General features: G+C 33.5%; 8 protein-coding genes. All 8 read right to left on the bottom strand.

Features of this window, described 5'->3' with window-relative positions:
* Positions 1-10: 10 nt before the first annotated feature.
* Positions 11-574 (bottom strand): hypothetical protein, encoded by a 564-nt coding sequence (locus C8C83_RS18745; RefSeq protein ID WP_121330120.1) that lies wholly within the window; start codon positions 572-574, stop codon positions 11-13.
* A 14-nt stretch (positions 575-588) separates the two neighbouring features.
* Complete coding sequence (locus tag C8C83_RS18740; RefSeq protein WP_132011846.1) at positions 589-2,865, bottom strand: GH92 family glycosyl hydrolase; 2,277 nt, start codon at positions 2,863-2,865, stop codon at positions 589-591.
* Positions 2,866-3,256: 391 nt separating this feature from the next.
* Positions 3,257-5,563: a GH92 family glycosyl hydrolase gene (locus C8C83_RS18735; protein ID WP_121330119.1), complete on the bottom strand. Its 2,307-nt coding sequence runs from the start codon at positions 5,561-5,563 to the stop codon at positions 3,257-3,259.
* A gap of 322 nt (positions 5,564-5,885) precedes the next feature.
* Positions 5,886-7,499, bottom strand: coding sequence for a RagB/SusD family nutrient uptake outer membrane protein (locus tag C8C83_RS18730; protein ID WP_121330118.1), 1,614 nt, complete (start codon positions 7,497-7,499; stop codon positions 5,886-5,888).
* Between the two features lie 19 nt (positions 7,500-7,518).
* On the bottom strand, positions 7,519-10,530 hold the full coding sequence (locus C8C83_RS18725; protein ID WP_121330117.1) for a TonB-dependent receptor: 3,012 nt from the start codon (positions 10,528-10,530) through the stop codon (positions 7,519-7,521).
* Positions 10,531-10,807: 277 nt separating this feature from the next.
* Entirely contained in the window at positions 10,808-12,850 is a 2,043-nt protein-coding gene (locus tag C8C83_RS18720) for an alpha-N-acetylglucosaminidase (protein WP_233566142.1), read from the bottom strand.
* Between the two features lie 1,232 nt (positions 12,851-14,082).
* Complete coding sequence (locus C8C83_RS18715; protein WP_199735308.1) at positions 14,083-14,652, bottom strand: hypothetical protein; 570 nt, start codon at positions 14,650-14,652, stop codon at positions 14,083-14,085.
* 72 nt (positions 14,653-14,724) lie between these two features.
* Positions 14,725-15,372, bottom strand: a complete 648-nt coding sequence (locus C8C83_RS18710; RefSeq protein WP_121330115.1) for a 4'-phosphopantetheinyl transferase superfamily protein — start codon at positions 15,370-15,372, stop codon at positions 14,725-14,727.
* Positions 15,373-15,377: the final 5 nt, after the last annotated feature.

Genomic DNA, 15,377 nt, shown 5'->3' with positions numbered 1-15,377 from the left:
AAACATTTTATTAATCCACTACTTTCACCAAAGTAAAATTGATACCAAGCGGATTTTTAGTTATTTTACAGACTAAAGGAAAATCAGGATTTTTTACAATCCACATTTCTGTTTCATCAATCTGTGCAATTACGTGCAGCGCATCGATTAATTTTCCGTCAATAGAAACTCCGTTTTTATCTTCGTTTTTGTCCAGAACATATGTCGTATTATTATATACAAAAGAATTGTTTTTTACTAAATCCTGATAAGCCGACTGGGAAATCATAAAGAAAGTTTCCGTTGGTTTTAAGTTTAAAATCGGCGAATATTCTCCCTGATTAAAACTTAGAGTATTTCCGTTTTTTACTGCTTCGGGAAGCATCACAATTTTGCTTTTTACGCCTCTTGTTTCCAGCTTGAAAGCTAACGTATTGTCTGCTGTTTCAGCCGTAAGCTGTAAGGTTCTGGTTTGTCCATGAAGCTTGCAGATATAATGTAACTGTGTGTTATTTTTTATTGTTGGAATGTAGTTCTGAGATCTTCCTGTTTGATAAAATGCAAAAAACAGAAATGCTAAAATTATATTTTTCATCTTGTTTATCATTTTTATTTCTTTGGAGGAAAAATTGTTGTTCCCCAAGCCGAAGGTTTCGAATCCATTTCTAAAACTAATTCTCCTCCGTTATTAATATCATCATGTAAAATCCACGCTTTGTTATAGGCTTTCCCGTTTAAAAATGCCGCTTTTATGTATTTGTTTTTATCGCTCATTTTTTTAGCTGAGATTTTAAACTTTTTACCGTTTTCCAATTGCATTATAGTTTCTTTTATCAAAGGCGTGTTGATCAAATAATAAGGCTGTCCGGCATTTGGATACAGTCCCATCATGTGAAATGCCAGCCAGGAAGACATCGCACCCGAATCGTCGTTGCCGGGAAGTCCTTCTCTTGAAGTATTGAAATTATTTTTGATAATGGTTCTGATTCTGTCGCTGCTCAAATAGGGTTTTCCGATCCAGTGATACAAACATGGCGTTAAAAATGAAGGTTCGTTGGCAACATTATACAAATCTGAATTAAAGAAAGTATTCAATCTGTCTTCAAACGCTTTTTCGCCGCCAGATTTACGAATCAGTTCCGGAACATCGTGCGGAATACTCAATGAATATTCCCATGAATTTCCTTCGTAAAAAAATACGCACCAATGGCAGACATACCAAGGCGATTCTATAATTACCGGCGTATATTTAAAAGTAGGTTTCTGGATTTTTGATTCTCCAAAAACAACATCATCAAGCCAGTTTCCATCTTTGTCTTTTGGCATAATAAATCCTTTTGCTCCGTTATTTTCATAATCTGAACGCCATAAATTCTGCCAATTGTCGGCTTGTTTAATGTACTGATTATACAAATCCATTTTACCTAATCCTTTGGCGACAATGGCAATATTATAATCATTGTATGCATAATCAATTGTTCTGTTTCCTGCGCGGTCTGTGCCGTAAGGAACGTATCCTAATTTCAGGTAATCCATTAGTCCGCCTCTTCCTTCTTTTTCTTCATTTCCTCCCGGCGGAACTGTGGCGTCTTTAAGCATTGCCTGTAAAGCCAATTCGTAATCTATTCCTTTTAAGTTTTTTACAAATGCATCTGCCAGAACAACCTCAGCATTCGAACCGCCCTGAGTTCGTCCGTTGTCGTTGCCGCTTCTTCCTTCGGGCAAATAACCTTCGCGTTTGTAAATGTTCAACATGGCATTGATGATATCCACTTTACGTTTAGAATCTATGAGCGTAATTAAAGGACTTGACGTTCTAAAAGTATCCCAAATTGTATAAAAATCATCATAATACGGCTCGTCATTTGTCCATAACGGATTTTCTCCAGTGCGGTCAACAGGCATAATCATAGTATGATATAAACCTGTGTAGAACATTTTTTTATAATCTTCTGATGTATCTTCAGATACTTTAATTCGGCTTAATAAGTTTTCCCATTTATTTTCTAAAGTAGATAAAACGGTATTAAAATCCCAATGCGGAATTTCAATTTCTATATTATTTTTTGCTTTTAATTCGCTTAAAAATGAGATTCCAATTTTGACATTCAGCTCTTCTTTTCCTGTATTTCCGAAAGAAAGCAAGGCAGCAGTTTTTTTTCCGGAATCAAACTGTGCTTTTTGATTGTTGTAGAACTTTCCGTCTTTGAACGTTACATATTTTGCAATTGGCTGATCGAAAACTGCCCAAAAATAAACCGTATAAGCGCGTCCGTTATTCCAGCCTCCTCTGATTCTGCTATATCCTCTCACTTCTGTATCTGAAACAATTTCGATTTGAGAACCTACAAACTGCTGGGCTTCTCTGGCATCAGGAATCTTTTCTTCTCCCAGAAAAAATCCCGGATCAATCTTTAATTCCTTTGATGTATTTTTTGGGTAAGTAAATCTGTAAAAAGAGACTTTCTCTCCTGTCGTTATTTCAGTTTTAATATTATTTTCTTTGAAAACAGTTTCATAGTAACCCAGTTTTACATTTTCTTCGGCTCTGAAAGAAGTCTGGTCCATTTTATCCAAAGCACCAGAAAATGGCATAATCTGAATGTTTCCATATTTCGGACCTCCGCCCGTTCCGCTCACATGTACCTGGCTGAAACCTGTTACTTCTTTTGGCATCGGAAGCCAGCCACTGTTTGGGCTCGAGGTGCAGTCCGGACTTGGTTTTACCATTCCGTAAGGACATGAAGGACCTATAAAAACCCTGCCGACTCCTTCTGATCCAATCATAGGATCGACGTAATTATAAAGCTGCTTTTGGGCATTTATTTGATGAGTACAGCATATTGTTATTCCTAAAAAAAATATGGCTTTGGTATATATTTTCATGTCGTGTTATTTCTCTTGCATTGTTATTTTTTGAATCTTTTTTATTAAAGCTTTAACTCGTTGTGTGTAATTATTTTTAACATAGGAGAAACATAGTCCAGAAACGCAATGTCTTCAATTTAAACCTGTTATAAAACAAAAATAATCTCGCAAAGGCGCTAAGACGCAAAGTTTAAACACAATATTGTCATTTCGACGGAGGAGAAATCTCCGCAAGTAACTCCGTAACGACAATCCAATCTTTGTCGAGCTTCTCGTGGAGATTTCTCCTCCGTCGAAATGACATAATCTTTGCGATTTTGTTTCTTTGCGAGAGATTTAAAAGACATAAAATCTATGTTTCTATGTCTTAAATACCATTTTATGTCAACATTATTTTAATATTTTTTGGTTATGGTTTGTCTGACATTTCTAAAATTAATTCGCCTCCATTGGTAATCTCCTTATGCGAAAGAGTGAAATCTTTTACAGTTGTATTGTTGTATCTGATCTCTTTTATATACACATTTTCAGGATTGTTATTATTGGCTTTTATCACAAATGTTTTACCTGAATAATATTTCGGATTTAATGCAATCGAGATTTTATTAAATATTGGGCTTCCTATTTGATAAACGGCATCTTTGTCTGTTCCTCCATTCATTTGAAATAAACCTAATTTAAGCAATACATTCAGACTTCCCATTAATCCCTGGTCTTCGTCTCCGTTATACCCGGTTGAAGGAGATAATCCGCTGAAAGTTTCTTTTACTACGTTTCTTGTCCAATATTGTGTTAAATCCGGTCTTCCTAATACGGTAAAAATATTTGATGTCTGCATAGAAGGCTGATTTCCAAAATTAACTGGAATTCTGCTAAATTCAGGATGTAATTCTGCATCATGCGATGTACCGGAAGTATATTTTTGTTTTTTAGCGGTTTCAAATTGAGCATTCAATTTTGCGACAGCTTTTTCTTTTCCTCCCATTAAAACGGCTAAACCCTCAATATCATGCGGCACAAACCATGTTGATTGCGCTCCATTTGATTCTATAAATCCATTTTCATATTGATATGGATCATAATTTTCACGCCATTTCCCTTCCACATTTTTCGGACGCATCCAGCCTGTTTTGGCATCAAATATATTTTTATAGTTTTCAGCTCTTTTCATGAAATACTTATAATCTTCTTCATGGTTTAGTTTTTTAGCCAATTGCGCCAAAGTCCAATCCTGATACGCATATTCTAAAGTCTGGCTTGCACCGTCTTCATGGCTTCCAAAATTTCCTTCAGGAAGCGGATACGGCACATATCCTTTTTCTAAATAGTATTTTAATCCGCCACCAATATTGGTATTGTGTTCATATCCGGCTTTTTCCATAATACCGCCCGGCATATGATTTTTTTTGAGTGCAATATAAATAGCTTCTAAATCTTGTGTTACAATTCCTTTCTGGATCGCGCTAACAATAAAAGGTGTTGCCGAGGCTCCTGTCATTACATACGTATCATTTCCTCCTGAAGGACCACGCGGAATTATACCGCCGTCTTTATAATACTGCATTAAAGAGTACACAAATTCTTCCATAATTTCAGGATATACAAGTCCCCAAAGATTATTTATTGTCCATTGTGCTCCCCAAAAAGCATCTGAATTATAATGATTGAATTTCGGTTTTCCATCAGCATTTAAAGGCAAATGTCCAACTCTGAATTTGTCGCCTGTGTTATCAGGATAAGCTCCATTTGCATCACTGATCATTTTTCTCCCTTGCAAAGCATGCCATAGATCAGTATAAAATCTTCTTTGATCAGATACTGTTCCTCCTTCTATTTTTATTCTTCCCAATAAATTGCTCCATTCTTTTCTGGAATCCGCAACTGTTTTATTAAAATTCCAATGTGGTAATTCGGTTTCAATATTGTTATTGGCATTTTCAATTGAGGTGTAGGATATTCCAACTTTCATTAATATTTGTTGGGACGTTTTATTAAAATTAACCAAATAATTACCCGTCACATTGTCTCTTTCTAAAGACGTAACAGGTTCATTTGTTTTAATTTTAAAAAATACTGTTAATGGTTTTGGACGTCTAAAATTGGTACTCAAAACTAATGATCCGGAAAGTTCATAATCATTGTTTTTTTCTAATTTTCCGTTTGTATTTTCGCAAGGTCCTAAAATAGTATTCAAATTAAAAAGAACTGCTTTTTGTGCCTTTATTGGAAAAGTATATTTATGAAATCCAACTCTTGGCGTGCTGGTTAATTCTGTAATTATCTGATATCGATCCAGTTTTAAAGAATGATATCCCGGAGTTATAATTTCGGTTTGATGACTGAATTTGGAATAAAAATCTTTGAAAATAGTTTGTTTGTTTTCTTCTGAAACTGTTACTGGCATTACTGATACGCCTGACATCTGCCATTCGTGAACGTGGCTAAAACCCTTAACTGTATCTGTAGTATATTTATAACCGCCTCCCCAATCACCATTAATTTCGGTATCAGGATTTAAGTTTACCATACCAAACGGACGACTTGCTGATGAGAAGTAAAACCATCTGGAATTTTCTGTGTCCAATAAAGGATAAACCATATCTGATACTTCTTTCTTTTTTAAAGAAACTTCTTTTTGGGTTTTACATGACACTAAAAAAACAAGAGCTAAACTTACTCCAATACGTCCTATTTTATAGATTTTATTTAATTCCATTTATTCTGTTTGTGTTGTTGGGACAATATTGGTTTATTTCAAAATAGAAAAATATAAGGCGTAGGATTTACCTGAGAATTATTGGATTTTAATGTATTCTCATAACATAAATTGATAGTAAATTACAAAGCTTAATCTTTCATCGACTTCTAAAACTGCATTCGATTAAGCTTTGTTTTTACTCAGAAATGACACTGAAATGATTCTTATGAGTAATTGAAAAAATCAGTGTTCTTTTAGTAAAAAGGAGAAGAATTTTTACGTTCCTCTCCTTTTCAAAATTAAAATTGAGTTACAATATGTACTTATTTAAATTCTTTTTTTAATATCCATCATTTTGTGTCAAAGCAGGATTTAAAACCATAGCATTTGTTGGGATTGGGAAAACGCGGTGGCGAATATCTGTATCAGTTTTATAGCCCCATTGTCCTTCATATTTCCCAAAACGGATCATATCGTTTCTATGCCATGCTTCCCATGTAAACTCGCGGCTTCTTTCTTTATAAAGGTCTTCTAAACTTACACCGCTCAAAGGTGCAGAAGTTGTACGATTAGAACGAACCATATTTACTAATGCATCAGCGTCTTGTCCTGAAGTTGGGCTTCCGCCACGAAGAATTGATTCTGCTTTCATTAAAAGGACATCTGAATAACGCAAGAAAGGAACGTCATTCTTTTGGTTACGATTTGTTGAAGTAGCATCCGGGTAGAATTTAATATTTCTATATCCCATGTTCCAGGCAATTTCGTCATTTCCAAGATCAAATAAAGTTACGCTTTGACGAGGAATAATATCTGGCGTCAAATTTACCTGATAGGTATATGCTGCACCTCCATCAGATCCTGTATAAAACTGATCATATCCTTTTTTGGTTGTTGTAACCGTTACCGGAGTAACACCGTCATTCAGATACTGAAGACCTGTAAGCCATTGTTTGTTACGTATATCATTTACATCATTAAAGTATGCATAAAATTCCGGAAGGGTACTTCTAGGTGCACTTGGCGTATAAGGAAGACCGAACTTAGTTCTTTCAGAACGAGGTACATCATAACGGGCGTGGTACATTTGTCCGTTGAAACCAACTGTAACTGCTGCGGGATCATAAGGCACTGCAAAAATGAACTCTTTCATTAATGGTCCATTGTTAGGATAAAACATTTGAAGATAAGTTGCTCTTGGCTCAACATTATATAAACCTGAACTAATTACCTGATCACAAGCTGCGATACAATCATTATAACGTTGTGTTCCTGTATACACTTGAGCATTCAAATACAATTTAGCCAGCATTGCGTTAGCAGTCTGTTTATTTGGTCTTCCATAAGTTGAAACTCCTGATGCAGGGTTTAAATTAGGAACTGCTTTTTTTAATTCTTTCTCAATAAAATTGAAAACATCTTTTCTGGGAGTTTTAGCATGAGACGAAAAATCACCATACAATGTATCTAATGGCACATCTCCATAACTATCCATTAACATGAAATAAGAAATAGCGCGCATTGTTTTTAATTCAGAAATCAGCGTTTTTTTATCTGAACCTTCAGGCATTGTCTGGTTTAAAATTGAAATTGCCTGATTACTTGTTCCAATAACTTTAGACGACCAATCCCAAAGGCTTCCTATGATACCATTGTCTGCATTCCAATCGTGAAAATGCATGGCGATATAATTTCTGTTATCAAACCAGTTACCGCCTCTTGCCGGTAAAATAGCTTCATCTGTAGATAAAGATTGAGACCACCACCAGGCAAATGAAAACTCTCCGCGAAATGCTGTATAAACAGGTCCTGTAGTCTGAATATATTGTGTTGAGTTTTGAGGAAAAACTTCAGGTGTCAATTGTGTTGTAATAGGCACATCCAGATCATCACAAGACCAGATTAAACCAGCCATAAGTACTGGAAGCCCTAAATATTTTAATATCTTTTTCATAATTTTTAGCATTTAAATTTTAGAAGATCACATTTAAACCAAACATATAAGTTCTGGTTTTTGGATAGAAATTATTTGAATCTACACCAGGAGCTGTCCCTCCTTGTTCAACTTCCGGATCAATCCCTCTGTACTTTGTAATAACAAATACGTTATTTACTGTTTGGTAAATACGCACACTGCTTATGTACCTGCTTATTTTACCAAAATTATATCCTAAAGTCATGTTGTCTAATCTTATATAACTTCCGTCTTCTATAAAACGATCTGAATATTTATAAGAGTTTAAGTCATTTGGGGATTCGTTTCCTGCATCAACCAAAATGTTATTGGTCATTGCGGTACTAGGTCTGAATAAATCGGCACGTGTTGCATTGAAGATTTTATTACCAAAAACTCCTCTGAAGAAAATACTTAAGTCAAATTTTTTGTATTGAAAATTATTTGCCCATCCTACTAATAATTTTGGCTGTGCGCTTCCTGCATAGTGATAATCTACTCCAATTAGAGGAGAAGTAGTTAAATTACCATTTTTATCATAATACTGCGAAACTCCGGCATCATTTTTTCCTGCGTACTTCAATGTAAAGAATTGTCCTAAAGGTTTTCCTTCTTTAAAAATCTGCAATGTACTTCCTGTTTGTCCACCTCCATCTGGTTGTACACGACGAATAGAATCTCCGCCAACAAAGAAAGGGCTGGTTAATTTAACGATCTCATTCTTGTTGTGTGCCAAATTCAGATTACTTGTCCAACTGAAATCTGCCGTTTTAACAGGAGTTGTGCTTAAACTAACTTCAATACCTTTATTAGACATTGCTCCTCCGTTTGCTACAATTGTTCCTGTTGGTACAAGTACCGGATTAACATTATAATTAAAAATCATGTCTGTTGTTTTTTTGTTGTACAAATCAACAGAACCTGTTACTTTTCCTTTTAAAATTGAGAAATCAACTCCAATATTTGCAGTGGCTGTTTTTTCCCATTTCAAATCAGGGTTTGCCGCCTGATTAGGTCCATAAGCTCCAATTTGTTGTCCGTTATAGTAGAAAGTTCCTAAACTTCCGGAAATGAACTGAGCTGTGTAAGCATTAAATCCAGATGAATTACCAGTTACACCCCAGCTTCCACGTAATTTCAAATCACTAAAAATGCTTTGATTTTGCATGAAACTTTCTTTGTCTATTCTCCATGCACCTCCTACAGAAGGGAAATATCCCCAGCGATTATTTACTCCAAACATAGATCCACCATCTTTTCTAAGTGATCCTTGTAAAAGATATTTGTCTTTGTAATTGTAATTTAAACGTCCAAAATAGGATATCAAACGCGTTTTTTGATATGCTTTACTATCTCCAAAATTTACTACATAACCATTAACCGAAGTATAATTACTTAAAGCAAGGTTATTATATCCTACATTATCTACCGGAAAGTTCGTTGTTGTAGCCTGAAATCCGTCTCCTAATGTGTTTTCCTGCCATGAGTATCCTGCAACAGCTTTTATTTTATGAGAACCAAAAGTTTTATCCCAGGTAAAGAAACTCTCAATAATGTTATTTGTGTTTTCATAAGAATTTCTCAATGCAGAACCATTTACTCCAAAATTTACTAATGTTTTTGTCAAAGGTGGATCTGGATTGTTGTAAAAGTTGGCACTATTATATTGTGAATAATAGCTGTCATAAAATTCTCCGTGTGATGTATCTAATTTTTGGTGTGCAAGATTTAAATTATAAGTGATTCCAAACGGTAATTTTACTTCTGCTGTAAGGTTACCTACAAGGTTATTTGTTTTAGTTTCGTCTGTTCCGTGATCTATTAAAGCTGCCGGATTAAAATATCCCGGACTTGTAAAATTCTCAAAGTAACTTCCATCTGCATTTTTTAAAGGAGAAACCGGAAGGTAACTTGCTGCTTGTAAAAGTACGGTATTACGTTGTGGAACATTTTGGTAAGTACTTTTAGAATTGGTAACATTTAAACCAAATTTAACTTTATCATCAAATGCATATTGCTCAACAGATAAGCGGGCAATGATGCGGGAAAAATCACTTTTTAGCATTATACCTTCTTTATTAAGCGAAGTAATACTTGCTGTATAATTTCCATGTTCTCCTCCACCGCTCATAGATAAGTTATGACTGCTTGATGCAGCACGTCCTGATCTTAAAATTTCTTTCTGCCAGTTTGTATTAGCATTTTTATCATTTTCAGGGGTAAAATTCAAATTGTTTTTAGTTGTAAAAGCTCTAAGCTCGCTTGCATTCATCATATCCAGCTGATTAGAAACTTCTTCAAAACCAAAATAACCATTGTATGCAATTTGAGTTCTGTCTTTACTGCCTCTTTTTGTCGTTACCATGATAACTCCATTTGCAGCACGGTTACCGTAGATTGCCGTTGCAGCGGCATCTTTTAATACATCTATAGTTGCAATATCATCTGGGGCAATTACTGAGATATCAACTCCGGGAATACCATCTATTACATAAAATGGACCTTGAGAACTATTTAATGTTGAAGCTCCACGCAAAACCACAGAAGCCGTTCTTGTTGGGTCACCGCTTGATGAAATGTTCAAACCAGAAACTTTACCTTGCAAAAGTTGTCCAACATCACTAATTGCTCCTCTATTTAAATCCTCCGCTTTAACAGAAGTTACAGCAGTAGTAAGGTTTTTACGTGATCCTTTACCGTAACCAACCACTACAACTTGTTCTAAATTAGTTGTATTAGGCTGTAATTTAATCGAATAATTTGTTTTTGATCCGTCTAATTTTAAAGGCTGATCATTAAATCCCATAAAAGAAAATATTAATGTCGCAGTTTTGTTTGAAACCGAAATTTTAAATTTCCCATCAAAATCTGTTGTTGCTGTATTAGTTGTACCTTTCTCAAGTACATTAGCGGCTGGCAGAGGAATTCCTTTGTCATCTAAAATTATACCGGACACTTCTGTTTTTTGTGCCCAGGTATTAATTGAGAAGCCAAGAAAAAAGGCTAATAATAAAAGTTTAAGTTTTTCCATTGTGTTTTTGGTTAATTGGTTAAATAGTATTGACGAAATTACTGGTAAAGAAATGTTAACAAATGGACAAGTTATTCAGAAACATGGATGATTTCTTTAAAGTCAATTGTAGCAAGGCTTTACAAAGTTATTTTTCTAAAATTATATCATTAAAAACTTACTAATTAATCGATTTCGTAAAAGATTTTATGTCATATATTCAGTATTGTTTTAGTAATCGTTAAAGCTTAAGTTAATATCTTGTTTTATATACGTATTAGTTTATGGTCTTTTTGTATTATTTATTTTCAGACCATTTGATTTCCCAAGTTTTAATTAATTCTCTTTCTTTTGATTCGTCAAATGGAGTATTATTCACAGCTGATTTTTTTAAGGCTTCTAAAAACATTTTCCATCTTGGCCAGTAAAATCCTTTATACATTCCGCGCCATGATCTTGAAGCGTAATCATTTAAATGACCTTCTCCGCCCCAAAGTGTAATTAAAGTTTTGGCATTTTTTACGTACAATTTAGATACCTCTGGAGAACTTCCGTATGCAGAGGCTGATTTTACCCAATTATCAAGACTGTTCAAAGGTTGTCCTATCATGATATTGTCAATATCCAAAGCTTGTTTTTCAATCTTTTTAAATAACTGATCTCCTTTTGTGATGTCCTTCTGTTGGTACGCTTTTACACATTCAATCAAATCTTCATCAATACAAAGTGAATAGTAATGTCTTGAAACATCTATTAAATCGTATTGAATAAAATTCTTTTTATCGTACTTTTTAGCTTCTTTGGTTAAAATATCCAAAGCTTCTTTTAGTTTTTTCTTATCTCCGGGATTTCCTTTAAATTCTGTAATTGTTGCCGTCGGGCGTTTAAACAGCAAATACGCTCCAGCCCTATCATTCCACCATCGTGTTTCCCAATATTTAATATTGTAAACTGATTCTAACAATAGTTCCCACGCATTAAAAACAGAATCAGAAGTCTTTTTTCCGTATCTCGCATCCAGATATTTATTGAGCCAGTCCTTTATAGGCTGTTCTCCTTTACTCCACGCAAGATCATAAATGTATTCATAAACTATAGAGTTGTTATTTAAGCCTTCCGGCATAGCTCCATAACCAACAAGATTTCCTTTATTTGGATTTTTTAGCAAACTCGTTAATTCATTTTTATAGAAATTCAAATCTCCATATACAGGATTTGATCCGCCATAATTATGCACATAACCGTAAGTCCATTGCTTACCGTAAAAGGCTTCCTGATTTTCCCATACTTTATATCTGTCGTTAGCATAATCCTGAACCATCAGTCTGTCATTTGGCACTTTACTTAAAAATGCGCTTGTAGCTTCTTTTGTCCAGAACTCTTTGTTGTCTCCAAAAAGCCATCCCTGCATAACCCAGACTGCACCAGGAGCAGCTTCATTAATAGTTTCATAAATTGCGCTTCCGTAATTTGAAAGTTCTTCATATTTATTATCCTCAGAAACGGGAGGTTCAATTTCATTAAAAGAATCGGCTAAATAAAAATTAGACTTCCCATACATTTTGGTGTAAATTTCAATAAAGCGTTTTCCGATTTTTTTAAACAAAGGATCTTTTGAATCCAATAAAAAAGTACTTGCAAAACCACCGCCAGACCACGATTTTAATTCTGTTATTTTAGCTTCCGGATGCTTTTCGGCAAAAGCTTTAGGCACATAACCACTAAAAGCAGGTACAACAGGATGCATGTCTAATGCTCTCATTCTATCTAAAATTTTCTTTTGCAGCTCTTCTTTTTTACGGAACCATTCTTGTGGTAATGGCCCTTCCAGACTATTAATGTTTCCCATACGCTGCCACGGTAAAAAAGCAGGTCCAGCAAAATGTGCCTCTAATTGAGTGCTGCTCAAACCATATTCTTTCCATAATTCCTGCCATGCCGATTCCTGACCTTCCATTGCTGTAGGAAGATTGATTCCGTGCATTGCCATCCAATCAATTTCCTGTTCCCAGCGCTTCCAGTCCCACCAAGGAGTTGTGTAGCCAAAAGTACAGGCATTTAAATATTCTCTATATTTAAATGGTGTATTTCCTTTTTTTGAATACTTTGGCCAGGTCTTAGGCAAACTGACTCTATTTCCTTCCCAACTTACTAAAACAGCACCTATATCTCTGAGAAAATTATAAGCTGCATAGCAAATTGCAGTATTATTTGATGCTTTGATTTTTACCTGATTGTTTAGCGTTTCGATTTCAAACCAATCTGATTTATTATTCTCTTTGTCTTCAATAATACTTAATTCAAACTCACTGGCACGATTACCTATAAGTCTTTCTATCACAGCGAATGCGCTTTTTGTTTTTTCATCATTTTTGGAATATCCTTTAAATGCACAAAAAAACAACAGTATAAAAAATGGCACAACCTTTTTTAAAAAACTATTCTTTTTAATTTTAAAATTCTCTTTTTTCATATAAACCCCATATTTATTAAATTTTCTTAACTCATTCTATCGCAACAAAAACAAGGGAGATTAAATAGTTAATTAATCTCCCTATCAAACAAAACAAAAACTTATTGCTAAAATCAACTAACAATCTTATTCAATAGAATTCAAGATCAAATAACTGAGCCCTGAACTGAAAATAAAATTATATATAATGCTCTTTATTAAGATGGATTTATCAATCAAAAACATAGACATATTCATATTTCGAGGTGATTCCTTTTTGATAAAAAAAGCTAAGGTTGTTAGTTTTCTATTCTGAAATCAAAAAGAATTACTTGTTTTTAATTTCAAAACAGAACTGTATTACTCGTTTAAAAACAAGTTAATACTCTCAGAAATTGACTATTTCTTTTTCGTGGTACAATCGTGGCACAGTAGTTAAAGAAATGACAAATGCAGTATATGCAAGGATTTACACAATAAAGTTCGAATCCTGCTCTCTCCAAAAAAAGGTAAAAGAAGTAAAAAGATGACTTTCAATCTTTTCAAAAACCCGGTAAAACTCGGTAAAAAGCAGAAAAACCTGTTAATCCCAGGATTAACAGGTTTTTGCATTTAAAGCAGTTTTCTATTTTTATAAAAACACTAAAAAGTTTTGTGACACAATCGTGGCAAATGGTGTTTTTGAAAACTAGAAGTTCAGCAAAATAAGGCTCCGAGAAGTTTAGGCTCAAAACTGTATTAGAAAGAGCCCGATGCCATTACAAGCTGCTTGTTTTTGATTTTATTTTATTTCAGTAAATTAAAAGTGATATTTAATCTAAAGAAATACAATTTAGAAACGATCTGATAGTAACAAGAAGGTATGTCATCAATTAGAAAATTAAACCTTAATAATGTCTTCTTAATAACAAAGGTAATTCCAATATATCTCGAATTTTAGTTAATATAGATTTTTTAGATTTTTTAGATTTTTTTTCTTGAAATGCTAAAGTAATAATTTTTCTTATTTTGCTTTTTTTTATATACATTTTGAAAAAGTGATTAATATAATTATTTGAAATATTTTTTAAATTAAAAATTACAATTATACAAGATCCCAATGCTGAGACATGAATTCGAGACTAACTTTTCACTAAAGTGAAGAGGGATAACAGATTGAATTCATTTAAACTATTCGCCAAATTAGAAACTCCTTTGCTTATTTTTATATCAGTAACAAAATGAGCTTTTTTATTTGCTTCCAATTCTTTTGTATTAGGTCTTTGAAATTGATTTTTTGTAAATTCATCAACAATTTCAAATCCAATTTTTGAAAAACTAGGGGCATGACCTGAAACTGGTGCATTTATTAAAAAGCAATTTTTAAATTTCTGAACCATAGCTTTTCCATTAGTAGCTGGAGTAATCGGATTGAATGCTCCTGAAAACACTAATACTGGTGCTTTTAATTTTGATACATTTGATAAATCGTTTAAAATTGGTTGCTTATCATCTCCTAAATTCCATTTATCATATACTAAAAAGTCTGATCTATAAAAAGATAAAACACCTTTTAATTTTTTATAATTAATTGCATTTTTATCAAAGGCTAAAATTGAATTATTAGGAGCTGCCTCTTTACAGCTCACACAATAATATGCTCCGTAATCTAATCCTAAAGCTCCTGAAAAAGCTGCCACTAATGAACTCAAAGTACTTTTGTTTCCCTTATTAAATTCAGTGATTATAATCTAACTAGATTTTTCATTTCATTTTTGATTAAGTTAATAGGATTGTATCTTTTTCTCTTTTAAATAAATTTCTCCTATAGTTCCTTTTAGAGAGATGTAACATTTATATTTTTCGTTAAGTTTTATTTCCTTCAAATTGTATTTTTCATCATTGATTTTGGTTGTGTTATTAAAAATTTCAAATGTTTTAAGCGGGATTGTTAGTCCGTAACCTTGTGCTTTTATTACAGCTTCTTTTTGAGTCCAATATTCAAAAAAAGATATTGTTTTATTATTTGAAAAAATAATATTGTTCCATTCGTTTTCTGTCATCTGAAATTTAAAATCATCTATTTCAATCTCGGATATTATTTCAATATCAATACCTATTTCATGCTCATCATTTAATACACAAACCACCATTTCTCCAGAGTGGGAGATGTTAAACCTGATTAAATCATCATCAAAATATGGTTTATGATATTTAGTCTTTTTTATCACTTTATCATAAGGATTATGCCCGTAAACTTCTTCAATCCCTTTAAACAACAATATTCTTCCTAAAAGAGACAATTGTACATCTTGCCACTTTCGATATCGCTTAATTTTTTCTTGAAAATCTAATGGAAATTTTGGGAGATAATTTTTTAATAAATTTTCGTGATTTTCTTCAGACAGATAAGAATAATAGATGTATATCAAAACTA

Source organism: Flavobacterium sp. 90 (assembly GCF_004339525.1).
GTDB lineage: Bacteria > Bacteroidota > Bacteroidia > Flavobacteriales > Flavobacteriaceae > Flavobacterium.
Note: the sequence above shows the minus strand (reverse complement) of the source record. Positions and strands in the feature narration are given on the sequence as shown.